The sequence below is a fragment of the Aliisedimentitalea sp. MJ-SS2 genome, from assembly GCF_032586155.1.
Taxonomy (GTDB): domain Bacteria; phylum Pseudomonadota; class Alphaproteobacteria; order Rhodobacterales; family Rhodobacteraceae; genus JAWHTC01.
Genome location: NZ_JAWHTC010000005.1, coordinates 185,505 through 207,500 on the forward strand (window position 1 = coordinate 185,505; position 21,996 = coordinate 207,500).

The following is a 21,996-nucleotide window of genomic DNA, read 5'->3' on the forward strand; positions in this document are numbered from 1 at the left end:
CAAAGCGACCAACTAAGTCAAGCCGTAGTTTTGATGATGTTTCGCAATCAACCAGCTTGGAAGAACGTATCTAGTTCCGCCAGCGAGTTGAGGCGAATGACGTTTTTTCCGCGCTCTTCATGCTCATCGCACAATGTACGGAGCAAGGGCATCCCATCACGATCCATCTCCCAAATCATCTCAAATAGGCGGTCTGTCGGCGGCATCTCTTGACCTCCAGCAGGTGGGTTTTCGATTGTTCCGTTTGCCCAAGCCATTTGCCGCTCCGCAGCGCGCCAAAAATGAATCCAAATTGGAAAATCTAATAAAATCAAGTCGGTCGCTCGATCGGCACGCTTCATCATGGTTGCGAAATCACCAACACCGTCGATCACCCAATTCTCTTTCTTGATTTCTTCGTCGTGGAGACGTTCATAGACCTCAGTTGGTGTTTTCGACCAATCGGGTTGCCAAAACAGGTCATCAATCTCGATGTGGTGAAGTCCTCTTGTCTTGGACAGGTGCCTCGCAAGAGTGGATTTTCCACCAGCGGCGTTTCCCAAAATGGCTATGCGGCTCAAGTCAAGCGTCCTTGTTTTCGCGGTCAAGCATTCTGAGTAGTCCACCGCATTCATGTGCGTTTGTCGAGGTTGCTAAGGGCTCGAAGCGGGCCTTCGGCGCGCTTCTTTACAACCTCTGCTCTGCGCCAAATCCTGCTCTCGGCACCAGCCGCGTTGGGTCGCACCGCCCCCCAGAAATGAAAGGGGGCCGTTGAACCGGCCCCTCAATCATTCCTGCCTGCTGGTATTCTTATAGAGCCGGGATTTTCAGGCGCTGACCGATGCGGATCTTGTCCGGACTGGTCAACTTTTCCTGGTTGGCGGCGAAAATCTGACGGTACTGGAGGGTTTCGCCGTAAAAGCGATAGGAAATCGCGGCGAGGCTGTCGCCGGGTCGCACCACGTAGACCTGGTCTTGCAACACGCGTTTTGCCGGGCGGACGGCAGTGCCGCCTTCGGCGGCTGCGGCGAGTGTGGCGGTGTCGACGCCCGATTGGCCACGCGATTTTTCGACCAGAGTGGCCAGGAGGGTGACGGTGTCGACCCGGCCTTCGGGTGTGACAAGGGCGCTGGGAACCTTGACCTGACCGGTGGCGGCGGCTTCGTTCAGAAGTGCGTCGATATAGGCGTCCGATTGGCCCTGCCGCAACGCCTGGACAATCAGGTTTTCAAGCTTCTGCGGCGCCGCCGCACGGGATGGAGCCGCGCCGGTGGCGGCGTTGAGCGAGGCCAAGACGCCCGTGGTCATCAAGCGGAACTCCGCGCCCGAGCCGGTTGCAGGCTGGGGAGGCGCGGCATTTGCGACAGCAGGTGTGGCGCGCAGTTCGGCCAGGACGCCGGCGGTGATGCTTTGCAGCGAGTCGGCATCGGTGGCGGGTGCGGCGGTTGGAACCAGGGTGGCAACAGCGGGTCGCGCGACCGGTCGCGGCACCGGAGCCGAAATAGGGGTTGGCGTAGTACCGATCAGGTCAAGCACGGTGCCGGCGCGCGATACCTGCGCCCGCGGGATGATTGCTGTGGCGGTTTGCGGTGTCACCGGTGCCGGTTGCGGTGCCACCATTGCCCTGGCCAATGGGTCGTTGGGTGTTGAGCCGGGCTGGAAATACAACAGCCCGGCAGTGATGGTCAGAAATCCACCCGTGATGGCCAGAATGCGGAGCATGTGTGGTCTCCTTTCGTGGTCAACTGATGGGGTGGCGAACGGTGAGGCCGAGCAGCAGCCAGAGCTGCATGCCGCCGCGGTAATACTTGATCTTCTCCGCCGGATAACCTGCCTGGGTCAGGTTGCGGATCGCCCGGGGACTTTGATCGCACCATGGACCGTTGCAGAACATAGCCAGGTCCAGTGCATTCGAGAAATCCCAGCCGGTGGTGGTCTGGCGCGCGCCAAGCGCCTTGAGAATCTCGTCACGATAGGGATTGCTGGCTTCGAGGGTGGAGAACGGCACATTGACCGCGCCGGGGATCGTGCCTTTCTGGTACCAGGACGGCACCCGGCTGTCGATCAGAAGGCCCTGTCCCGTGGCGACGGTATTCTCGAGAAATTCCATCACTTCAATCTCGCCGATCGTGTCGACGCCCGGGGCGGCCGAGATCGGGTGGATGCAGAAGGGCGGGCAGGGGCGCGAGGTCTTGGTGAAATCGTTGCTCAGGCGATGCGAGGTATCCTGAATCCGTTCGATCACCACCCGTTCGCCATTCAGATTGATGCTGTGCGACGCCATGTCAGGGGTTATGTTCACCTCCTGCGCGAGGGCGGGTAGGGTTGGCAAGGCCAAGGCAAGGCTGCAGAGAATGACCCGATAAATACTCGTACGGCGCAGTTTGCGCATGATTGTCCCCCAATACTCCAAGCGCGCCTTAGTGGGCTGGCAGGCCGGCGCGCCATGACTGCTGCCTCAAGATATAGGCGAATCACCGCGAATCGGTCAACATCAAGTGATTCGCGAAGGGGCGAATCAGCCGGAAGTAGTTGAAGTGATTCGGCTTATTTTCCGCAAATCGGGGGAGAATTGATCTTCGCTGGGCAGATCGCCGGGGTTGGGATTCGCCCAGCGACTGGAAAACGCGAACGAAATGATCAACCGATGACGCCTGTTCCATAGAGGAACAACAAGGCGCAAAGGCAGGTGACAGTGGTTATTCGTGGCAAGGCTTGGTCCCTTTCCGCTACTCGTTAACGCATGGTTTCGGGTGTGCCGGAAATGGACGAGACCCATTAGGGGAAAGCTGATGAACGGAGCTCAGATTTGAGGTGCCGGTCACGAAACCTTGGACATTTAGCCATGGTCGCGCAGGATCGCCCCAGCCAGGTAGAGTGAGCCGCAGATCAGGATGCGGGCCTCTGGGTTTTTGGCGATTATGGCCTGCACGGCGGTCGCAGCATCGGGAGCGATGCCCGAGGGGATGCCAGCCTCAGCGGCAAAGCGGGCGGTGTCTTCGCCCGGCAGGGTGTTGGTTTCGCCAGGGATCGAGACGCCGGTGAGACTGGCCGCGTGGGGCACCAGCGGTGCTAGGTAACCCGAGACGTCTTTGGTGTTCATCATGCCACAGATCAGGTGGGTTTCACGGGCGGGCAGGCGGGTGAGGCTTTCGGCAAGGGTCAAGCCGCAGGCGGCATTGTGGCCGCCATCGAGCCAGAACTCGGCCTTAGGCGCCGCATCAAGCAGGGGGCCATGACGCAGGCGTTGCATCCGGGCGGGCCAGGTGACGTTGGTCGCGGCGGCCGCGGCCGCGTCTTCGCCGAAACCAAGCTGGCGCAGGGCAGTGATGGCGGTGCCTGCGTTCTGGAACTGATGCGCGCCCATCAGGGCGGGGGGTGGCAGGTCCAGGAGGCCGGTGCCATCCTGGTAGATCAGGCGTTCGCGTTCCTCGTAGGCGTCCCAGTCCTGACCCTGGATCAGCAGGGGGGCATCGATTTCTGCGGCCCGGGTTTCGATCACATCGCGGGCGTCGGGCTCTTGCCGGGCGATGATGCCGGTGACGCCGGGCTTAAGGATACCTGCCTTTTCAAAGGCGATTTCGGTGACGGTATCGCCAAGGAATTGCGGATGATCGAAGCTGACCGGTGTGATCACGGTCAGCGCGGGTTTGTCGATGACATTGGTGGCGTCGAGCCGTCCGCCAAGACCGACCTCGAGCAATGTGTAATCCGCAGGTGTCCTTGCCATGGCGAGAAGGGCGGCGCAGGTCGTGATCTCGAAATAGGTGATCGAGGCGCCGTTGTTGGCATCGTAGCATTCGTCGAGCACGTCGGTCAGGTGGGGTTCGCTGATCAACTCACCCGCCAGCACGATCCGTTCGTGGAAACGTGCAAGGTGTGGTGAGGTGTAGGTGTGAACGCGTCTGCCAACCCCTTCAAGACCGGCGCGGATCATCGACAGAGTGGAGCCCTTGCCGTTGGTCCCGGCGATGTGGATCACCGGGGGCAGGTCGTTCTGGGGATTTCCCAAAGCGTCGAGCAGTGTCCAGACACGATCCAGCGTCAGGTCGATGATCTTTGGGTGCAGCGCCATCATCCTCTCGAGGATGGCATCCGATCCGGCGGTCATTTCGTTTTCGTGGCCTTGGCGGGTTGCTCTTCTGCCTTTTCAGGCGGCCTCGCGTCGGCCTCTTCCGTCTCCGGATCGGGTGCGGGCAGGTCGCCCTTGATCGCGGGCGGCAGGCCCAGAAGCATGCGCGTGATGGTGATCAGCTCTTCGCGCATTTGCGGGCGTGGCGTGACCCGGTCAAGCATGCCGTGATCCAAGAGGTATTCGGCCCGCTGGAAGCCCTCGGGCAGTTTTTCCCCCAGCGTCTGTTCGATCACACGGGGGCCGGCAAAACAGATCAGCGCGTTGGGTTCGGCGATCTGCACGTCGCCGAGCATGGCGTAGGAGGCCGTGACACCGCCGGTGGTCGGGTGGGTCAGCACGACAATGTAAGGCAGCCCGGCCTCTTTCAGCATCTGCACGGCGACGGTGGTGCGCGGCATCTGCATGAGGCTGAGAATGCCCTCTTGCATGCGCGCGCCACCGGCAGCGGAGAACAGGATCAACGGGCGTTTCAGCTTCACCGCACGTTGGGCCGCGGCGATGATGGCGTTGCCGACATACATGCCCATGGAGCCACCCATGAACGAAAAGTCCTGACAGGCGGCGACGATCGGGGTGCGGCCGATTTCGCCTTCCGCCACAAGCATCGCCTCGGCCTCGCCGGTCTTGGAGCGGGCGGCTTTCATCCGGTCGGGGTATTTTTTCTGATCGCGGAACTTGAGTGGGTCGTCGACCGGGGCCGGGACCTCGACCTCGGTGAATATGCCGCCGTCAAACAGCGCTGTGAAACGGTCACGCGGGGTGATGCCCATGTGGTGGCCGCATTCAGTGCAGACGTTGAGGTTCTCGGCCATTTCACGGTGGAACAGCATGGTGCCGCAGGCATCGCATTTCGACCAAAGGTTCTCGGGCGTGTCACGGCGCGAGAAGATCGAGTTGATCCGCGGGCGGACGTAGTTGGTGATCCAGTTCATCGGCGGTTCGACCTCTTCGTAAACCAGCACTGTGTTGGGGCGAGAGATAGTGCCGGGCGCAGGGAAATGCAATCACGGAGGCGACGTTAGGGCAAGTTTGGGCTGTGCGGATGCGCCGTTGCGGGGCGGGGCAAAGCGGCGTGACGGCAGGGATGTTTCAGACCTTGCGCCCGGCACCCTTCCAATAGGGTTCGCGCAGGCGCGGTTTGAAGATCTTGCCGCTGTCTTCGCGTGGCAAAGCCTCGTGAAAGTCGATGATGCGCGGATGTTTGAACCGGGCGAGCCTGCCATCGAGATAGGCCATGACCTCGCCCGTATCGGGGGTCCAGCCGTCGGCCGGCTCGATAGCAGCGACGATCGTTTCGCCGAATTCGGGGTCGGGCGCACCGAAAACGGCGACGTCGCGGATGAAGGGGGCGTGGATCAGGACCGCCTCGATCTCGGCCGGGAAGATGTTGGCACCGCCCGAGATGATCATGTCTTTCTTGCGGTCGGTGATGAAGAGGTAACCCTCGTCATCGACCCAGCCCAGATCACCAACCGAGACATGGCCGTGTTTTTCGGCCTCGCGGCGGCTGTCGGGGTCGTTCGAGTAGTCGAACGCGCCGAAGGCGTCGAGCCGGGCATGGATTTCGCCAACCTCGCCGATGGGCAATTCGTCGCCGTGCGAATCAAGGATCATCACGGTGCCGCCCATCTGCATCTGGCCGGCGGTGCCGGGGCGGGCCAAGGCCTCTTCGGATGAGACCATGGTCATGAAGCCGATCTCGGCGGCGCCATAGCTTTCCCAGAAAACCGGCCCCCACCAGTCGATCATCGCAACCTTCAAGTCGTGCGGCCAGGGCGAGCCGGTGGAAACGCAGAATTCGACCGAAGACAGGTCATGGCGGTTGCGAACCTCGGGCGGCAGTTTCAGAAGGCGGCTCATCATCGTCGGGACGAGGTAGATATGGGTGATCCTTTCCGCCGCGATGGTGGCGAGAAAGGTTTCGGGGTCAAATTTCGGAGCGACAAGGGTCGAAACCCCGTCCGAGACCAGCGCGGCGCTGGTCAGGGTGGAGGGGGCGGAATGATAGATCGGTGCGGCGGTAAAGAATCGCGAGCCGGGTTTGAACTGCATCATCTCGGCGCCGACACGGCGCAGGACATCGGTGAAATCAGGGCGCGGTCCCTCTCCGGTGCGGCGTACGCCCTTGGGGCGGCCTGTGGAGCCTGAGGTATAGCGCATCAGCGGGCGCATCTTCGCACTTGTGGTCAGTGGCGCGTGCGTTTCGACAAGGGTGTTCCATTCCGGGCTGTCGGGATCAGCGGTCGCGGCAGCATCATCGATGCCATAGGCGTTTAACAGCGCCGGGCCGGGAGTGACGGCGATGATGGAGCGGTTCTGCAAAGCCGGGCGCAGGGCCTCGATCAGGTCGCGGTGAATGATCACGAACCGCGCGCCGCTGTCGTCGCAGATCGCTGCGACTTCGTCAGCCGCAGCATGCCAGTTCAGAGCCACCAGCACGGTTCCGGCCCAGGCGGCGGCACGCATGATTTCAAGCTGGGCCAGATCGTTGCGCATGATGATGGCGACCGGCACATCCGCGCCCGCGCCAAGTTCGGTCAGAGCAGCGGCACCGCAGGCGGCGCGGGTTTCAAACGCGTCATGGGGCAGACGAAGGTCGAAATCTCCGACGAAACTGATGCTCATGGTGTCTGCCCTATCTGTGCGCGCGATTGTGGAAGCCTGCATTGGCGGACGGACCTGTCAAGCGCGACGCCCCGTCGGTTCTCAGCGCCTGATGGCGAGGCGCGCCGCGCCCCAAGTGAGCGCCAGCAGGACAAGATCGGTTGGCAGGGTGAAGACGGCGGGGGTTGCGTGCATCGGTGCCGACGTGTCGGGCGGAGGATAAAGCACCAGGGCAAAGCCCGAATCCGGCCCGCGATGTGTGCCATAGAACAAAAAGGCATAGGCGTTGTTGGCCAGGTGCAGCGCCAGGGCCGGGCCAAGGTTTCCCGCCCGTGCCGTCAGGTCCGACGCGGCAAGTCCAAAGAAGAAAGCCCAGACAAGGTAGGCCAGGTTGTCGGTCAACGGGGTGTAGGGGCTGATATGGACAAGCGCGAAGGCGATGTTGGGGAGGATCAGCCAGGCCGCCGGGTGGGGCATCAGGGCGGCGATCTGTTGTTGTAAATAGCCGCGATAGAAGAGCTCTTCGCTACTGGTCTGGATCATCAGAACCAATAGCGCAGGGCCCAGCATGGCAAGCCAGTCCGCGAGCGGTCGCAGGGTGGCTTCGGGGCCGGGTTGGAAACCGGTAAAGGCAAATTCAGTTACGGCAAAAAGCGCCGCGATAGCCAGCAATGCCCGCAATCCCTGGGACCGGAGCGGGCCGAGAGGGCCGAGAAGCGATCGTAACCCGCGGCCATGCACCCGGGTCAGGACCAGGGCGAGCGCAGCAGTCAGGATCACGAAAGAGCCGAGATTGATCAGAAGCCCGACCGGGGTATTGCCGGCCATCACAGCGGCGGCAAATTCGGAGTCGTACTGATCAAGTACGAGGCCAAGCAGTTGCTGGCCCAACCGCCACAGGCTTTCGACGATGATGAAGCCAAGGATCACCGGGCGCGCGCCGGGGGTGCCCAGGGCGGGGGCGACGAAGCTGCCATGGGCGGCGTAGCGGTGTGGGCGGCTCATCTGGTGATGGCCAGGCGCGCGGCGAGCCAGGCACAGAGCAGCATGAGGAAATCATACGGCAGCCAGGTGGCGCGCGCGACGGTATCGTCGAGCGTGAAGGGGTAGATCTGTAGTGCCAGGCCGAAATTTCGGCCCATTGACGCGGTGATCAGCAGCGCGCTGACATTGATGGCGAAATGCAGGGCAAGCGCCGGGCCAAGGGTGCCGGAGCGGGCGGTCAGATCGGCCGCGGCCAGACCGAAGACAAAAGCGCTGAGCGCCATGACGGGGGCGTTGGCACCAGCGGTTTCGACGTCGTAGTGCAGGATCCCGAAGATCAGGGCAGGCAGCGTGATCCAGACCAGAGGGTGGTTGAACCGTGCCGCGAGCTGGCTTTGCAGATAACCGCGAAAGGCCAGTTCCTCGGCGCTGATCTGAAGCATCACCAGGATCAGGCTGACCGGCAGGAGCGACAGCCAGCGCAGGATCGGCAGGCCCGGGGTCGGGGTCATCGCCTCGGGCTCGGGCAACAGCCACAGCAGCGTGCCAAGGGCGCAGAGTGCCACCATCACCCGGGTGAAATCCTGTGCCGCCTTAGCCGGTGGGCCGAACAGGCTGCGCAGTCGGCGTTGATGCAGGACGTTGATCACCACCAGGAGCGACAGGGTCAGCAGGCCGAAGATGCCGAGGATCGCTATCATCCCACGCGGCGTCGAGCCGTGGTCGATTTCATCCGCGAGACTGGGCCAGTGATCCTCGGTCACGATCTCGGCCAGGATGTTGAAATAGCTGTAGCCCATGGCAAAGAAGCAGGCCACGATCAGTGCGGCGCCCAGCACCAGCCGCCACAGCTGGGCGCTGGGGCGGGCGGGTTCGATCAGGACGTCATGGGCAGCATATCGCATGGGCGCAGGAATAGCGGGTTGGTACGGGCCACGGAAGGGGCGCGAGCAAGGCTTGTGCAAATCGTTGCAAGCTGGTTCCGTGAACACATGCGGGACCAGGGGAGGAATTGCGATGAACCTGAGTGAATTGTGCAGGGCAAGGGCCGAGGCAGGCAGGCCGGTGCGGGCCGGGCTGATCGGGGCGGGCAAGTTCGGGTCGATGTTTCTGGCCCAGGTGCCGACGATCGACGGATTGGAGGTTTCGGCGATTGCCGATCTGGATGTGGACCGGGCACGCGATGCGTGCCGGGCCGTGGGCTGGTCGGACGCGCGGATTGCTGCCGTTGGTTTCGAAGAGGATGGCGCGGTGCTGGCGGCGCGCGACGATGTCGAGGTGGTGATCGAGGCCACCGGAAATCCAAGGGCGGGGATCGCCCATGCGCTGGCAGCGATTGATGCGGGCAAGCATGTGGTGATGGTCAATGTCGAGGCCGATGTGTTGGCCGGGCCGGAACTGGCGCGGCGGGCCAGGGCTGCGGGGGTTGTCTATTCCATGGCCTATGGCGATCAGCCCGCCTTGGTGGCCGAGATGGTGGATTGGGTGCGGGCGACCGGGTTCAGGGTGGTGGTGGCGGGAAAGGGTACGAAATACCTGCCCGCATATCACAATGTGACGCCTGATGATGTGTGGTCGCACTACGGGCTGACGCCGGAGCAGGCGACGCAGGCGGGGATGAACCCGCAGATGTTCAATTCTTTCCTTGATGGCACCAAGAGCGCGATCGAGATGGCGGCGATTGCCAATGCCTGCGGGCTGGATGTGCCTGCAGCGGGCCTCGGGTTTCCGCCCTGCGGTGTGGATGACCTTGCGCATGTTCTCCGGCCGCGCGATCTGGGAGGGCAGTTGGATGGGCGCGGCATGGTCGAGGTGGTCTCGTCCGTCGAACGCGACGGCAGGCCCGTTTTCCGCGACCTGCGCTGGGGGGTTTACGTGGTGCTCGAGGCGCCGAACGACTATGCCGCGGCCTGTTTCGCCCAATACGGGCTGCCCACCGATGACACGGGGCGGTTCGCGGCGATGTACAAGCCGTTTCACCTGATCGGATTGGAGCTGTCGATTTCGGTATTGAGCGCAGCACTGCGCGGCGAGGCCACGGGGCAGGCGCGGGAGATGCGCGGCACGGTGGTGGCAGTGGCCAAGCGCCGGCTAAAGGCTGGTGAGATGCTGGATGGTGAGGGTGGATTCACGGTCTGGGGACGATTGATGCCGGTTGAGGCGGCGCGCCAAGCCCTGCCGATCGGGTTGGCGCATGGGGTGCGGTTGGTCCGTGATGTGGCCGAGGGCGAGGCTCTGGGCTTTGCCGATGTGGAAATGGCAGAGGATGAGGTGAGCGCGCTCTATCGGGCGGCATTGCGAAGGTAGGCGCGTCCGTTCAGGCGTTTGTTAGAACGTGATTTCAATCTGCTAGATGCGGACATTGGTCAAGAAGAACCGCACGGCTTCCCTTCTATGTCCGCATCAGGCCATAACCAGTCGACGCACACCGTCCAGCTTTGCGGCGTAGATGTGACTTTGAAAAATCCATCGTGGCGAATTGGCTTGCAACGGCTGGCTTTGGCTTGTGCCAGTCCGGTGCATTGCGTATCCATTTGCACGGTATGTGCCTGGGAGGTTTCATGATCGGTGTCGGTTTGGCAATGCGGAGTGCGCAGCGGGGTGGCCAGCAAAGCGTACTGGTGCTTGGGCTGAGCCTGCTGCTGGCGGGTTGCATGGGCGAGGGCACCGGCGCGCTTGGTTTTCTTGCGGCCAAATCCGAGGACAAGACCGCTCAGGCGGGCAATTCGTCGAAAAATGCGCTAGTAAAGGCGCCGCCAAAGACCGCCGAGCTTGCCAGCGGCAAGGTCGTGGTGCAGGCCCCGCATGGGTATTGCATTGATCCGGGCTCGATGAAGACAGGCTTTGCCGGGGGGTTTGCCCTGATCGCGGCCTGTGGCAACCTGCCGGGCGGACGCGCCTCCGGGGCCGATCCAGTGGTGATGACGGTGCAGGTGCAACCGGGCCTGTTCCGGCGTGATCTGCCCAGCGCCGAGGCAATGGCCACGGTCTTGGCACCGGCCAAGGCGCTACACAAGGTGGATGGCGATGGCCTGACTCTTGTGCATCTGAACGCGGGCGGGGACGGTGGCCTGCCCAAGGGAGACCCCAAACACTGGCGCGGGGCGATGGTGATCAATGGCTATCTGGTGGGGCTTGCGCTTTATGCCCCCAAGGGCAGCGCCATGGCGGCGGGGCAGGGCAAGGGGCTGATCCTGCAACTTGCCGAAAACCTGCTGCAGGCCAGCCCGATCCGCGATTATTCGGAGGATGCGGCGGCGATCCCGACCGAGACGCCGAAACAGGCCGAGACAAAATCGGCGAAAAAGAAAACCGGCCTGAGGGCCTTGTTTTCCAAGCTGTAATCGGGTTTGCCACGGGTGGGTACGCCGCCGTGGGGCTGCATTGCTCCATTTGTTTCGCGAACATGAACAATCTTTGCTTTTCGTTATGGTTGTTTCCGGTAAAACTGAACTGGGGACGAAAACGATGCGGGTGCCTGCAAGTCGATGGCAAAACGAACCGGACTTTTGAAAGAGCTGATGTATCAGGCCTCGCTCAGGCGCTGGTCGCGCGCCGCCCGTGGCGCGGATGAGACGGATTTGGTGCAGCTCAGGGCGCAGCGGGCCAAGGCGCGGCGGCTCAGGGCGCATCTCAACCGGTTGATTCATGTGGCGGAAAGCCGACTGGCCCTGCCGATGATCGGGTCGACCGCCTTTCAGAAGCCGTTCGATGCCGATTGGGACTGGCGACCGGAGCTGTGGCGCGGACCCTTGCCTGTGCCGGGGATGAGCTCGGTTGCAAACAAGAGCATGCTGGGCCACGAGGTGACGCTGTTTCACGACTGCCAGAGATCCGAGCTAACGCTGCGCCAGGTGCGTAACATGCGCGAGGCTGATCTGGCACCGTTCGGGCTCAGGCTTGATGTGTTCAATTTTGACGGCTCGTTCCTGTCGCTGGTGGTTGACCTGCCGGAGGACGCGGTGCGCGGCTTGCAGAAACGCCACCTGGTCCGGGTGGACACGATCGTTGAGATGGAAAAGCCGCTGGAGGTTTTTGCGCGGTTGAACATCAAACATGGACCCAACACCGAACAGATCGTGCGCGAGCTGCCGCTGGGGGATGAAGAAGTAATGGTCGAGTTCGACCTCGCCTACACCAAACTGAACGAGAAGCGGGTCGAGAAGATGTGGCTGGACCTGATCTTTGAAGGGCCGCAGATGAACCAGGTGACGTTGCGCGACCTGACGTTCAGCCGCAGGCCGCGGGCTGAACTGTGACGATCGCAACTGTGATGGACCGGATGATGATGACGACACGGGAGAGGCTGACATGGGTGATATGACACTCGGTGCCACGCAGATGAAGGAAGGTGTCTGGGAGGCGCTGCTGCGGCGGGATCGCGAGGAAGATCATGCCGATCTGCCCCGGATCGGCGTGACGTTGGGCAATGCCGAGGTCGAGGGTGTCGAGGTGATCCCGGATCAGCAGGGCGGTTACGTGCTGCGGGTCACGGTGCCGAAATACGCGATTTGCGATGGGGTGCAGACATTTCTGATCACAGACAAGGTCAGCGGCGAGAAAATCGGCTCGTTCACGCTGATCGCCGGAGAGGCGCTGGGCGATGATGTCCGGGCCGAGATGGATCTGCTCCGGGCCGAGCTGGACATGCTGAAACGGGCGTTCCGGCGGCATTGCCTGGAGACGATGTGAGGCGGGCGTTCGTCCGGTCACTTCGGCAAATCGAATACTGCAATCGCCTGTCGGGCAGCGCTATGCGGTTGGTCTCGCACTACCACGCGAGGGCGAACCGGTCAGGCCGGGGAGGGAAAACTGTCTTGTATCCGCTGAACATCGCCGGGATTGGCCTTGAGGAACTTCATGGCGCGGCGCAGGTACTTTGCCGATCTAGGCGGGAGGTTTTCCAGAGCGACAGCCGTCTCGCTTTCGGTTACGCGAAGGAATAGTGCCAGCGCGTGGGCGCGTGAGGGCTGTGACAGGTATCCCTGCCAACCGATCTGTTCGGCCCCGGCAAGCTGGATCACACCGAATCCACTGGTGATGACATGAAGATCGGTGCTGAGCTCTTCGGCTTCAGCCCCACCGGGCAACGTGCTGCCATCTACATGCAGATGCAGAACTTCGTGCATGAATTCGTGGGCGAGGGTGGCGATCATCGTGACCGGGCGGGCAAACAGCTCGGCGTCGTAGCGAATCAGGCTTTGCTCGGTGTCACCCTGCCAAGTGCCTGCAGTGTCGCCAAGCGATTGGTAATTGTGGCGGTATTCCGGGGGGAGTTTCTCGATCTGGGCGACCTCTATGTTTGCGTCGCTGACCCCGACAATACGGGCGATATCGGCAATCAGGCCTTTCACAGTCGCCTCATTCCTTCCCGAAGGGGCAGTAAAGAATGTCTTGTTGGGCAGGACCAAGGGGGTTTGCACCGTTAGCAGGCCAGCTTCGACGGCCCAGACGAAGCCATCGGCAATCCAATGCTGCATTTCATCGGAAACAGGGTACTTCCAAAACATCGATGGAGGTGTTGTCCTTGTAAGTGGGTAAGTGGCAATCGGCGGTAGGTTGCTCGATACACGGGATGCGTGCAAGGAATTACCTAACAAAAACGAGAGGGAACCGGCCATGATCACCGAGATTGTGAAATTTAACCTGCCCGAGGGGATGGAACGGGACGAGGTCGTGTCGCTTTACGAGAAGACGATGCCGCGATGGGCGGCCAACGAAGCATTGGTCCGCAAGTATTACCTGTACGATGGCGAGGCGCGGACTGGTGGCGGGGTCTATCTTTGGCCGAGTGTCGCGGACGCGAAGGCGGCGCATGATGACGCCTGGTGTGACATGGCCGAGGCGATGTACGGGTCGCGGCCGAGGTTCCAGTATTTCGAGACTCCGTTGATTGTCGACAATTCCAGCTAAAGCGTTGCACACCGCGCGCCGGTTGGCTTCGGGTTGCGCCGCGCTTTGCGCGTCGCCCGGAGGCCTCGCTGCGCTCGGCGGTGGGGTTGAAAATGCTGGCGGGGCGGTTGTTTGAAGTGTGGTAATTTGAGTATTTGGGCCAAGAAAGAGACAGAGATGCGTGCTCTTTCTGCCAGGCGGCGTTCAGGAGAAGCTGGCTTTTGCCGAATTTCGCGGTCTTCGGGCTTGCCCATCATATCATAATTCTATATTTCATGAAATATGGATATGATTCGAGCCCTTGATGCCTTTACCGCCCTGTCGCAGGAGACCCGCTTGCGGGTGTTTCGTCACCTTGTGCGCGCCGGGGCGCAAGGGATGGTGGCCGGGGATCTGGCCCGGGCGCTGGATGTGAAGCAGAACACGCTGTCGGCAAACCTGGCGGTGTTGCTTCGCGCCGGTATCGTGCGCAACCGGCGCGAGGGGCGGTCGATCCGGTATTTTGTCGATCTGGACGGTTTGCGCGGCATGCTGTCCTTTCTGCTTGAGGATTGTTGTGGCGGGCAGGCGGAGATCTGTACGCCGGTGATCGAGAGCATTGCCTGCAATTGCGAAGGAACATGTGATGACTGACACACCGAACCTTGTCGAAGACCATTTTCGTGCCAGCGACGCCGCGGCATTGTTCGATGCCCCGCGACCGACACATGCGCCGCGGATTCTGCTGCTGAACGGGTCGCTCAGGAAACGTTCGTTCAGCCGGCTGGCCAATGAGGAGGCAGCGCGGATCCTGCAGAAGCTGGGTGCGGAGACACGGGTTTACTCGGCGGATGAGCTGCCGTTGGTGGATGAGGGCAATGCGGATCATCCCAAGGTGAAAGAGCTGCACGAGGCGGTAACCTGGTCTGAGGGCATGGTGTGGTGCTCGCCCGAACGGCACGGGGCGATGACCGGGGTGATGAAGACGCAGATAGACTGGATTCCCCTGTCGCTGGGCGCTGTGCGGCCTACGCAAGGAAAGACGCTGGCGGTGATGCAGGTCGAGGGCGGCTCGCAGAGTTTCAATGCGGTGAACCAGATGCGTATCCTGGGGCGCTGGATGCGGATGATTACCATCCCGAACCAGTCCTCGGTGGCCAAGGCCTTCCTCGAATTCGACGACCATGACCGGATGAAACCGTCCGGCTACTATGACCGGATCGTTGATGTGATGGAGGAGCTGGTGAAATTCACCCTGCTGACGCGGGGTGTGTCGGACCACCTGGTGGATCGGTATTCAGAGCGCAAGGAAAGCGGTGCGGCGTTGATCGCACGGGTGAATTCCACGCGGGCGGGACAGGAGGTTGCGCCCGCGAAGCAGGCCGTTGCAGAAGCCGTCGCAACCGGCGTTATCGAACAGACAGCCAAATCTGCGGGATGTTGCGGACCGCAAGCGGTATCCGGGCCTGAAACCGCCAGGACGGGTTGCTGTTAAGATGAATGGCTGAACGCGCGGTCAGCGGAATTCCTCCATCTCGGATTTCCGTCTCTGAAGGGCGTGGAAATTCTCGATGGTAAAGGCGATCTCGCGCCCGCTGGTCCAGTCGAACAGCGAGCGTTCGATCCGGGTCAGAGGACCCTGGTAGATGTGGATGGCATGGCTATGTCCGGGCCCTTCGGCAGTGATGGCATGTACGGCATCGGCACCAAGGCTAATGATTTCGCCCGCCGGGACGGTTTTGTTGGCGGCGTGGCGCAACCGGTTCGAGTCACGGTGGTAGAGCACCTGGACCTCGGCACCGCGATAGACGGCGATATGCACGGGCACGCAATGTTCATGTGGGGCAAAGACGACATTCGCGTCATAGCGGCAGGACCAGATCGAGCAGGTATCGTCTTCGAACAGCAGGACCTCGTCTTCCTCAGTCGCTGCAATGGCATCGGCAACGGTGTCGCGGTCGGCAAGGCTGTCCCGCAGAACCTGGCGAATGGCCGGGGTGGGCTGATCCGAAGTTGCCGCTTTGCGGGCGTTTTCCACCAGCGTATCGAGGATGCTTTGGCTCATGCAGGGCTCTCCTTTGGCGAACAGGTGCGCGTGGGCTGACCCGGGCGTCTAATCGTACCGAACCCGGAATTGACCTGAAACGCAAGGCGGGCGGCTCGCGCCGCGCGCGCGGCGCGCCAGGCCCAACCAGCGAGGATGCGCCGTCAGGCGCACCGCAGTGGGCGGGAGGGCTGGCACCAGACGATCTATATGAAACTGTAGCCGGTCGTGGTCTATTGGCGGAGACAAGACCACTGGACGAAGGCCGCGCACATGACCGGAATGAAAGACCGCAGGCATTTCCTGTTTCTCAATATCGGCCATTTCCTGGACCACTTGTTTACCCTGATCTTCGCAACCGTGGTGGCTCTGGTCCTGGCGCGGGAATGGGGGATGGAATATGCCCGGCTGATCCCTTACGCAACGCCGGGGCTGATTGCCTTTGGCGTGTTTTCCCTGCCCGCGGGCTGGTTGGCCGACCGGTGGAGCCGCGAGGGCATGATGGCGATTTTCTTCATTGGCATCGGGCTGGCATCGGTGCTGACTTCGGCGGCGCAAACACCGGTGCAGATGGCACTTGGCCTTTTCGTGGTTGGGATGTTTGCCGCCATCTATCACCCGGTCGGGTTGGCGATGATCGCCCGTGGCGGTGACTCCATGGGCATGGACATCGCCGTTAACGGGGTTTGGGGCAACATGGGCGTGGGTTGTGCGGCGCTGCTGACCGGTGTTCTGATTGACGTGGCCGGGTGGCGCGCGGCGTTCTGGGTGCCCGGGGGTTTCTCGGTTCTGGTGGGCGTGGCTTATCTTTTTACGTTCGGTGATCGCATCCGCATGAAAAACGCGGCATCGGCGTCACTGGCCCCGACAGTTGCGGGCAGCGCTGGATCGCTGAGCAGTGCCGAGCGCCACGCAATGCTGATCCGGGTGTCGGCAATCATCTTTTTCACCACCGCTGTGTCGAGCATCATTTTCCAGGGCACGACATTCTCACTGCCCAAGGTATTCGAAGAGCGCCTTCAGGGTATTGCCGGGTCGGCGACGCTGGTGGGGTGGATGGCGTTCATGGTCTTTGCAGTTGCCTCGATGGCCCAGATCGTCGTGGGCCGGCAGCTTGATCGGCACGGTCCGCGCAGCGTCTTTGCTGTGGTTGCCACGATTCAGCTGGTTTTCTTTTCCCTGATGCCGGGCCTGACGGATTGGGCCGCGGTTTTCGTGGCGTTGGCCTTTATGCTGGGGGCGTTCGGCCAGATCCCGATCAATGATTACATGATCGGGCGTATGGCCAAGTCCGAGTTGCGCGCCATGATCTATGGTACGCGCTATATCATCAGTTTCGGCGTCTGGGCGACGGTTGTGCCCCTTATCGCATGGGTGCATCACAACTGGGGCTTCGATGTGTTGTTTTACATCCTTGCGTGGTCGGCAGCGGCCATCCTTTTGGCGGTTTTCCTGTTGCCGAAACGCCTGCCGGATACATCCGCCGCGCCGGTGTATCAGGGCCGCGTTTCTTTTTGATCCACGGCGGCTCAGGTGCTGGGCCAGACCAGCTCCAGCCGGATGCCGCCTGGCTCGGAAAACATCATGTGTTGACGTGGGCCGTCTCCCATGGGTTCGGGCATGAACTCGATCTTTACTCCTGGATGCGCGGCGACCTTGGCGGTCAGCGCGGTCAGCGTCGCCTCGTCTGGCACTTCGATGGCCATGTGGTGCAACCCGATATTGTGGTGGCGGTCGAAATCGACAGGATCGCGGTCATCGGAGACCTGCCAAAGCGTCAGGCGGCTGGTTCCGTCGGAAACCGCGCTGCGCGGGTAGGTGTCGTCGCGGCCCGTTTCCACCCAGCCCAGAATATCGCAGAAGAACCGTACCGTATCGTCAAGATTGCGCACCGATAGACCGGTGTGGTTGATGCCCTGTGTTACCATATGACCCTCTTACCCAGCGTTACGTGGCAAACTATTGACGCCGCGTATCGGGGTGACAAGGTCCAGTTCCAAGGGCAAGACTCGGTCCAATCAAAGGAGACCCGCCATGACCATGTATCCCAACCTGCTTGAACCTCTCGACCTGGGCCACACTACGTTGAAGAACCGTGTGTTGATGGGCTCGATGCATACGGGTCTGGAAGAGCGCGGCGATTGGGGCCGGGTGGCCGAGTATTATGCGGCCCGCGCCAAGGGTGGCGCGGCACTGATCGTGACCGGTGGGATGGCGCCCAACAATGAAGGCGGTGTGTTTCCCGGGGCGTCGGGTCTTTATACGCCCGAGGACATTGCCAATCACAAGATGGTCACCGACCGGGTCCACGCCGAGGGTGGCAAGATCGCGATGCAGATCCTGCACGCGGGACGCTATGCCTATGGGCCGGAATGTGTGTCGGCCAGCCCGGTGAAGTCGCCGATTTCACCCTTCCCGCCGAAGGAACTGGATGAGGAGGGGATCGAGAAGCAGATCGCCGATTTCGCCACGGCAGCCGTGCGCGCCAAGGAGGCTGGGTACGACGGTGTCGAGGTGATGGGCTCGGAAGGGTATTTCATCAATCAGTTCCTTGTGACCCATGTGAACAAGCGCACCGACCGCTGGGGCGGCTCTTATGAGAACCGGATGCGTCTGCCGATCGAGATCATGAAGCGGGTTCGCGCGGCGGTGGGCGAGGATTTCATCATCATTTACCGCCTGTCGATGATCGACCTTATTCCCAATGGCTCGACCCATGAAGAAGTGGTGCAACTGGCGCAGGAAATCGAGAAGGCGGGTGCGTCCATCATCAATACCGGCATCGGCTGGCATGAAGCCCGTGTTCCGACCATTGCCACCAGCGTGCCGCGCCGCGCCTTTGCCTGGGTGACGCAGAAGCTGATGGGCAAGGTGGGCATCCCTGTGATCACCTCGAACCGGATCAACACGCCGGAAGTGGCCGAAAGCGTGCTGGCCGAGGGCTGTGCCGACATGGTCAGCATGGCGCGCCCCTTCCTGGCCGATCCGGAATTCGTGTTGAAGGCCGAGGAAGGCCGCCCGCAGGAAATCGCGCCTTGTATCGGGTGTAACCAGGCCTGTCTGGATCACACGTTCAGCGGCAAGATTTCGTCCTGCCTGGTCAACCCCGAGGCCTGTTTCGAGACCGAGATCGTGGTGTCGCCGACCGAGGCACCCAAATCGGTGGCCGTTGTTGGCGCAGGCCCGGCGGGCCTGTCGGCGGCGATGACCGCGGCCGAACGTGGGCACAGAGTGACGTTGTTCGACAAGGCGGGCGAGATCGGCGGGCAGCTCAACATGGCCAAGAAGATTCCCGGCAAGGAAGAGTTTTTTGGTCTGGTCGAGTGGTTCGAGACCATGATCGACAAATACGGGGTCGAGCTGAAGTTGCGTACGGAAGCGGCCGCCGATGATCTGGCTGGTTTCGATGAGGTGGTGGTTGCCACCGGTGTGACGCCGCGCGATCCGGGCATCGACGGGCAGGATCGTAAAAATGTTCTCTCCTATATTGAGCTGCTGCGCGATGGGGCCGAGGCCGGTGACAAAGTTGCCGTGATCGGTGCGGGCGGAATCGGGTTCGATGTGTCGGAATTCCTGGTTCATGCCGGTGACAGCCCAACCGAGAACATCGATTTGTGGCGCGAGGAATGGGGGGTGGGTGATCCATCGGTCACGCCCGGCGGTCTGGCCGTCGATGGTCCGCAACCGCATGCAGCCGCGCGCCAGGTCACGCTGATGCAGCGCAAGGCCAAGGCGTTGGGCAAGGGGTTGGGTAAGACGACCGGCTGGATCCACCGTGCTGCGCTCAAGATGAAGGGCGTCGAGATGATCGGCGGGGTGAACTACGAAAAGATCGACGATGCGGGTCTGCATATCAGCTTTGGTGAGGCACGCGAGAACCCGCAGGTGATCGACTGTGATACCGTTGTGCTTTGCGCCGGGCAGATCAGCGAACGCAGCTTGGCGGATGCGCTGATTGCCCAAGGGGTCACACCCCACGTGATCGGGGGTGCCGATGTGGCCGGCGAGTTGGACGCCAAACGCGCGATTGAGCAGGGTGTGCGGCTGGGCGCGTCGCTCTGACAAGATAGCGGGAGAATTGCCGCCCTCAGGCGTCTCCCGCCCCATTGACGTCAGGTGCTTGTGTACAAGCGCCGGGAGTGCCCACCCCGGCGCCATCGGGCGGCAATGGGGGGACGTGCCTTTGAACCGGTGCTTCGAAACTGTGTATGCGCGATCCGAGTTTATTACCAAGACAGAGCTTAGGGCCCAGGTTCGTTGTTGGAAGAAGTACTCACTCGAGCGGCAGCAAAGCACGATTGCGCAGCAAGTTGATCGCAGGCCGCGCGTTCCGCCTCGCCGAGCGATGCGCGGCCCCTCGCGACGGGCACCGCGCAGCGCAACACCTCGAAAGTGTTACAATCCATCAACGGTAACGTGAGGCGATGTTGTTTGGCAGAACGCAATCGCCACGCTACCTGAGGGTCAAACGCATGAAGGAGATATGCATGGCCTACCGCTGGACGCCCGATCTAACCCGAGACGACATCACGCCCGAGCCGCTCTGGCTGAACCGCCGGGCGGTGATGATGGGGGCGGGGGCCGCCGGGTTGGGCCTGATCGGAGCCGGACGTGCGCGAGCCGAGGCGCTTGAGCCCAACAGTTATGAAGACATTACCAGTTACAATAATTTCTACGAGTTCGGCTGGAACAAGGATGATCCGGCAAAACATGCCGGTGGGCTGACCATTGAACCCTGGAGCATCGAAATCGACGGGTTGGTCGAGCGGCCGGGCACATATGATCTGAATGAGATCCTGGCCGAGATGACCATAGAGGAACGCATCTATCGCTTTCGCTGTGTCGAGGCCTGGTCGATGGTGGTGCCGTGGAACGGCTTCGAACTGGCCGACCTGCTGAATTTCGCGGGCGTCAGGGAGGGCGCGAAATACGTGGCGTTTGAAACCCTGCACCGCCCGGCGGAAATGCCGGGACAGAAGGGGGGAGGGATAGAGTGGCCCTATCGTGAGGGGTTGCGTCTGGACGAGGCGATGCATCCGCTGGCCCTGATGGCGACCGGGCTCTATGGCAAACCGATGCCGCGGCAGAACGGGGCGCCAATCCGGTTGGTGGTGCCGTGGAAATATGGCTTCAAATCGATCAAGTCGATCGTGAAGATCACCCTGACCGACACCCAGCCGCAGACCACGTGGAACATGTTGCAGCCGGGCGAATACGGTTTCTATGCCAATGTGAACCCCGAGGTTGATCACCCCCGCTGGTCTCAGGCGCGCGAGCGGGTGATCGGGGGCGGGTTGTTCGCGGCCAAAAAACGGACGCTGATGTTCAATGGCTATGAGAAAGAGGTAGCCTCGCTCTATGATGGGATGGACTTGGAGACCTTCTATTGAGTGACATTATCCTCACCTCTGTTCTGACCTGCCCCGCGTGCGGGCATGTTGAAAGCTGTGAAATGCCGACCGATGCCTGCCAGTGGTTTTATGAATGCACGGCATGTGGAGCGGTGTTGAAGCCCAAGCCTGGTGACTGTTGTGTGTTCTGTTCCTACGGCACGGTGCCATGCCCGCCGATCCAGGCGGGTGATGATTGCTGTGGTGGGTGACATGGCGGCTTGGGTGAATCAAATGACGCGGCACATTCCCACGTGGCTTATCTATGCCGCCGGGTTTGCCCATATCGCCTGGCTGTTCTGGTTGGGGGAAACCGGCGGCCTGGGCCCCGAGCCGATCAATGCGTTGGAGCGCGAGCTGGGCGAGATGGGGTTGAAGTTGATCATTGCCGGGCTGACGATCACGCCGCTGATGAGACTGGCGCGGGTGAACCTGGTCAAGTTTCGCCGGGCAATCGGTCTGACGGCGTTTCTGTATATATGTGTCCATCTGCTGGTCTGGCTGCTGCTGGATGTTTTTCTGCTGTCTGAGATCTGGGGCGATATCGTGAAACGTCCGTACATAACGGTCGGCATGGCGGGGTTTGTGGCCTTGGTGCCGCTGGCGGTGACGTCGAACAACTGGTCCGTTCGCAAGATGGGGGCAGGAGCGTGGAAGCGATTGCACCGACTCACCTATATAGCGGCGGTTCTGGGAGCGGTGCATTTCGTGATGATCGGCAAAGTCTGGGAGATCGAGGCGCTGGCCTATCTGGGGGTGGTTGTGGCGTTGTTGGCTCTGCGAGTGAAGCCAAGGTTTCGGCAGCGGGCGCGAATGGTGGGTTGAACATCCATCCCACCAGGGTGAATCGCGGGTGACCCGGGCAAAATCCGTATCGATTCACTCCACAGTCCAGCAAATCAGCCGAATTCTTCTTCCGATTCACCGACGAGTCGCAGTGATTCAGGTCCGATTCACCCCTTCCCACCAGAAATTCCGGAAAAAATGCA

22 protein-coding genes and 1 pseudogene are annotated in these 21,996 nt (G+C 61.5%); 12 read left to right on the forward strand and 11 right to left on the reverse strand.

Annotated elements, in window-relative coordinates; all coding sequences use genetic code 11:
• Positions 1 to 47 precede the first annotated feature (47 nt).
• The 8 genes from RXV86_RS18540 to RXV86_RS18575 all read right to left on the reverse strand — a co-directional run bounded on the left by RXV86_RS18540 (position 48) and on the right by RXV86_RS18575 (position 8,607).
• Positions 48 to 560, reverse strand: a complete 513-nt coding sequence (locus RXV86_RS18540; RefSeq protein WP_316301861.1) for a hypothetical protein — start codon at positions 558 to 560, stop codon at positions 48 to 50.
• Between the two features lie 229 nt (positions 561 to 789).
• Positions 790 to 1,701: a LysM peptidoglycan-binding domain-containing protein gene (locus RXV86_RS18545; protein WP_316301864.1), complete on the reverse strand. Its 912-nt coding sequence runs from the start codon at positions 1,699 to 1,701 to the stop codon at positions 790 to 792.
• Between the two features lie 19 nt (positions 1,702 to 1,720).
• Complete coding sequence (locus tag RXV86_RS18550) at positions 1,721 to 2,371, reverse strand: rhodanese-like domain-containing protein (RefSeq protein ID WP_316301865.1); 651 nt, start codon at positions 2,369 to 2,371, stop codon at positions 1,721 to 1,723.
• 447 nt (positions 2,372 to 2,818) lie between these two features.
• Complete coding sequence (locus RXV86_RS18555; RefSeq protein ID WP_316301866.1) at positions 2,819 to 4,090, reverse strand: folylpolyglutamate synthase/dihydrofolate synthase family protein; 1,272 nt, start codon at positions 4,088 to 4,090, stop codon at positions 2,819 to 2,821.
• Positions 4,087 to 5,046 (reverse strand): acetyl-CoA carboxylase, carboxyltransferase subunit beta, encoded by a 960-nt coding sequence (gene accD, locus RXV86_RS18560; protein ID WP_316302298.1) that lies wholly within the window; start codon positions 5,044 to 5,046, stop codon positions 4,087 to 4,089. Before accD ends, RXV86_RS18555 begins: the two co-directional genes overlap by 4 nt.
• A gap of 157 nt (positions 5,047 to 5,203) precedes the next feature.
• Positions 5,204 to 6,739: an AMP-binding protein gene (locus RXV86_RS18565; RefSeq protein WP_316301868.1), complete on the reverse strand. Its 1,536-nt coding sequence runs from the start codon at positions 6,737 to 6,739 to the stop codon at positions 5,204 to 5,206.
• 81 nt (positions 6,740 to 6,820) lie between these two features.
• On the reverse strand, positions 6,821 to 7,723 hold the full coding sequence (locus RXV86_RS18570; RefSeq protein ID WP_316301869.1) for a CPBP family intramembrane glutamic endopeptidase: 903 nt from the start codon (positions 7,721 to 7,723) through the stop codon (positions 6,821 to 6,823).
• Positions 7,720 to 8,607: a CPBP family intramembrane glutamic endopeptidase gene (locus RXV86_RS18575; RefSeq protein WP_316301871.1), complete on the reverse strand. Its 888-nt coding sequence runs from the start codon at positions 8,605 to 8,607 to the stop codon at positions 7,720 to 7,722. The genes RXV86_RS18570 and RXV86_RS18575 overlap by 4 nt, the downstream gene beginning before the upstream one ends.
• 112 nt (positions 8,608 to 8,719) lie before the next feature.
• Here RXV86_RS18575 and RXV86_RS18580 point away from each other — a divergent pair, with 112 nt between their 5' ends.
• The 4 genes from RXV86_RS18580 to RXV86_RS18595 all read left to right on the forward strand — a co-directional run bounded on the left by RXV86_RS18580 (position 8,720) and on the right by RXV86_RS18595 (position 12,394).
• Positions 8,720 to 10,009, forward strand: a complete 1,290-nt coding sequence (locus RXV86_RS18580) for a Gfo/Idh/MocA family oxidoreductase (RefSeq protein ID WP_316301873.1) — start codon at positions 8,720 to 8,722, stop codon at positions 10,007 to 10,009.
• A gap of 254 nt (positions 10,010 to 10,263) precedes the next feature.
• Entirely contained in the window at positions 10,264 to 11,046 is a 783-nt protein-coding gene (locus RXV86_RS18585; protein ID WP_316301874.1) for a hypothetical protein, read from the forward strand.
• A 144-nt stretch (positions 11,047 to 11,190) separates the two neighbouring features.
• Positions 11,191 to 11,961 carry a DUF6478 family protein gene (locus tag RXV86_RS18590; protein ID WP_316301876.1) on the forward strand — a complete coding sequence of 257 codons (771 nt, stop codon included), beginning with the start codon at positions 11,191 to 11,193 and terminating at the stop codon, positions 11,959 to 11,961.
• Between the two features lie 52 nt (positions 11,962 to 12,013).
• Positions 12,014 to 12,394: a hypothetical protein gene (locus RXV86_RS18595; RefSeq protein ID WP_316301878.1), complete on the forward strand. Its 381-nt coding sequence runs from the start codon at positions 12,014 to 12,016 to the stop codon at positions 12,392 to 12,394.
• 101 nt (positions 12,395 to 12,495) lie between these two features.
• Here RXV86_RS18595 and RXV86_RS18600 read toward each other — a convergent pair whose 3' ends face one another.
• Positions 12,496 to 13,212 carry a hypothetical protein gene (locus tag RXV86_RS18600; protein ID WP_316301879.1) on the reverse strand — a complete coding sequence of 239 codons (717 nt, stop codon included), beginning with the start codon at positions 13,210 to 13,212 and terminating at the stop codon, positions 12,496 to 12,498.
• 109 nt (positions 13,213 to 13,321) lie between these two features.
• Between RXV86_RS18600 and RXV86_RS18605 the strand changes: the two genes are divergently transcribed.
• The 3 genes and pseudogenes from RXV86_RS18605 to arsH all read left to right on the forward strand — a co-directional run.
• On the forward strand, positions 13,322 to 13,615 hold the full coding sequence (locus tag RXV86_RS18605; RefSeq protein ID WP_316301882.1) for a hypothetical protein: 294 nt from the start codon (positions 13,322 to 13,324) through the stop codon (positions 13,613 to 13,615).
• Between the two features lie 261 nt (positions 13,616 to 13,876).
• Positions 13,877 to 14,227 carry a metalloregulator ArsR/SmtB family transcription factor gene (locus RXV86_RS18610; RefSeq protein ID WP_316301883.1) on the forward strand — a complete coding sequence of 117 codons (351 nt, stop codon included), beginning with the start codon at positions 13,877 to 13,879 and terminating at the stop codon, positions 14,225 to 14,227.
• A pseudogene (gene arsH / locus RXV86_RS18615) lies at positions 14,220 to 14,912 on the forward strand (arsenical resistance protein ArsH); the annotation flags it as partial. The gene RXV86_RS18610 and the pseudogene arsH, both read left to right, overlap by 8 nt.
• A gap of 177 nt (positions 14,913 to 15,089) precedes the next feature.
• On the opposite strand, the gene RXV86_RS18620 reads toward arsH, so the two are convergent.
• A complete protein-coding gene (locus RXV86_RS18620; RefSeq protein WP_316301886.1) occupies positions 15,090 to 15,638 on the reverse strand; it encodes a hypothetical protein in 549 nt (182 codons plus the stop codon).
• Between the two features lie 252 nt (positions 15,639 to 15,890).
• Here RXV86_RS18620 and RXV86_RS18625 point away from each other — a divergent pair, with 252 nt between their 5' ends.
• Positions 15,891 to 17,135: an MFS transporter gene (locus RXV86_RS18625; RefSeq protein ID WP_316301888.1), complete on the forward strand. Its 1,245-nt coding sequence runs from the start codon at positions 15,891 to 15,893 to the stop codon at positions 17,133 to 17,135.
• An 11-nt stretch (positions 17,136 to 17,146) separates the two neighbouring features.
• Here RXV86_RS18625 and RXV86_RS18630 read toward each other — a convergent pair whose 3' ends face one another.
• The gene (locus RXV86_RS18630; protein ID WP_316301889.1) at positions 17,147 to 17,545 is read right to left on the reverse strand and encodes a VOC family protein; all 399 of its coding nucleotides are present in this window, start codon (positions 17,543 to 17,545) and stop codon (positions 17,147 to 17,149) included.
• Positions 17,546 to 17,651: 106 nt separating this feature from the next.
• Between RXV86_RS18630 and RXV86_RS18635 the strand changes: the two genes are divergently transcribed.
• From RXV86_RS18635 to msrQ, 4 genes are all read left to right on the forward strand, one after another.
• The gene (locus tag RXV86_RS18635; protein WP_316301890.1) at positions 17,652 to 19,679 is read left to right on the forward strand and encodes an NADPH-dependent 2,4-dienoyl-CoA reductase; all 2,028 of its coding nucleotides are present in this window, start codon (positions 17,652 to 17,654) and stop codon (positions 19,677 to 19,679) included.
• Between the two features lie 425 nt (positions 19,680 to 20,104).
• Positions 20,105 to 21,007 carry a protein-methionine-sulfoxide reductase catalytic subunit MsrP gene (msrP, locus tag RXV86_RS18640; protein ID WP_316302299.1) on the forward strand — a complete coding sequence of 301 codons (903 nt, stop codon included), beginning with the start codon at positions 20,105 to 20,107 and terminating at the stop codon, positions 21,005 to 21,007.
• On the forward strand, positions 21,004 to 21,219 hold the full coding sequence (locus RXV86_RS18645) for a GDCCVxC domain-containing (seleno)protein (protein WP_316301892.1): 216 nt from the start codon (positions 21,004 to 21,006) through the stop codon (positions 21,217 to 21,219). Before msrP ends, RXV86_RS18645 begins: the two co-directional genes overlap by 4 nt.
• 22 nt (positions 21,220 to 21,241) lie before the next feature.
• Positions 21,242 to 21,832, forward strand: a complete 591-nt coding sequence (gene msrQ, locus RXV86_RS18650; protein WP_316301894.1) for a protein-methionine-sulfoxide reductase heme-binding subunit MsrQ — start codon at positions 21,242 to 21,244, stop codon at positions 21,830 to 21,832.
• The last annotated feature ends 164 nt before the right edge of the window (positions 21,833 to 21,996 follow it).

Excerpts from the sequence above, each read along its gene's own strand:
- RXV86_RS18620 (WP_316301886.1), bottom strand. The coding sequence starts at position 15,638 with ATGAGCCAAAGCATCCTCGATACGCTGGTGGAAAACGCCCGCAAAGCG.
- RXV86_RS18575 (WP_316301871.1), bottom strand. The coding sequence starts at position 8,607 with ATGCGATATGCTGCCCATGACGTCCTGATCGAACCCGCCCGCCCCAGC.
- RXV86_RS18630 (WP_316301889.1), bottom strand. The coding sequence starts at position 17,545 with ATGGTAACACAGGGCATCAACCACACCGGTCTATCGGTGCGCAATCTT.
- RXV86_RS18625 (WP_316301888.1), top strand. The coding sequence starts at position 15,891 with ATGACCGGAATGAAAGACCGCAGGCATTTCCTGTTTCTCAATATCGGC.
- accD (WP_316302298.1), bottom strand. The coding sequence starts at position 5,046 with ATGAACTGGATCACCAACTACGTCCGCCCGCGGATCAACTCGATCTTC.
- msrQ (WP_316301894.1), top strand. The coding sequence starts at position 21,242 with ATGACGCGGCACATTCCCACGTGGCTTATCTATGCCGCCGGGTTTGCC.
- RXV86_RS18595 (WP_316301878.1), top strand. The coding sequence starts at position 12,014 with ATGGGTGATATGACACTCGGTGCCACGCAGATGAAGGAAGGTGTCTGG.
- RXV86_RS18600 (WP_316301879.1), bottom strand. The coding sequence starts at position 13,212 with ATGTTTTGGAAGTACCCTGTTTCCGATGAAATGCAGCATTGGATTGCC.
- RXV86_RS18585 (WP_316301874.1), top strand. The coding sequence starts at position 10,264 with ATGATCGGTGTCGGTTTGGCAATGCGGAGTGCGCAGCGGGGTGGCCAG.
- RXV86_RS18550 (WP_316301865.1), bottom strand. The coding sequence starts at position 2,371 with ATGCGCAAACTGCGCCGTACGAGTATTTATCGGGTCATTCTCTGCAGC.
- RXV86_RS18565 (WP_316301868.1), bottom strand. The coding sequence starts at position 6,739 with ATGAGCATCAGTTTCGTCGGAGATTTCGACCTTCGTCTGCCCCATGAC.
- RXV86_RS18610 (WP_316301883.1), top strand. The coding sequence starts at position 13,877 with ATGGATATGATTCGAGCCCTTGATGCCTTTACCGCCCTGTCGCAGGAG.
- RXV86_RS18635 (WP_316301890.1), top strand. The coding sequence starts at position 17,652 with ATGACCATGTATCCCAACCTGCTTGAACCTCTCGACCTGGGCCACACT.
- RXV86_RS18570 (WP_316301869.1), bottom strand. The coding sequence starts at position 7,723 with ATGAGCCGCCCACACCGCTACGCCGCCCATGGCAGCTTCGTCGCCCCC.
- RXV86_RS18545 (WP_316301864.1), bottom strand. The coding sequence starts at position 1,701 with ATGCTCCGCATTCTGGCCATCACGGGTGGATTTCTGACCATCACTGCC.
- msrP (WP_316302299.1), top strand. The coding sequence starts at position 20,105 with ATGGCCTACCGCTGGACGCCCGATCTAACCCGAGACGACATCACGCCC.
- RXV86_RS18580 (WP_316301873.1), top strand. The coding sequence starts at position 8,720 with ATGAACCTGAGTGAATTGTGCAGGGCAAGGGCCGAGGCAGGCAGGCCG.
- RXV86_RS18605 (WP_316301882.1), top strand. The coding sequence starts at position 13,322 with ATGATCACCGAGATTGTGAAATTTAACCTGCCCGAGGGGATGGAACGG.
- RXV86_RS18555 (WP_316301866.1), bottom strand. The coding sequence starts at position 4,090 with ATGACCGCCGGATCGGATGCCATCCTCGAGAGGATGATGGCGCTGCAC.
- RXV86_RS18590 (WP_316301876.1), top strand. The coding sequence starts at position 11,191 with ATGGCAAAACGAACCGGACTTTTGAAAGAGCTGATGTATCAGGCCTCG.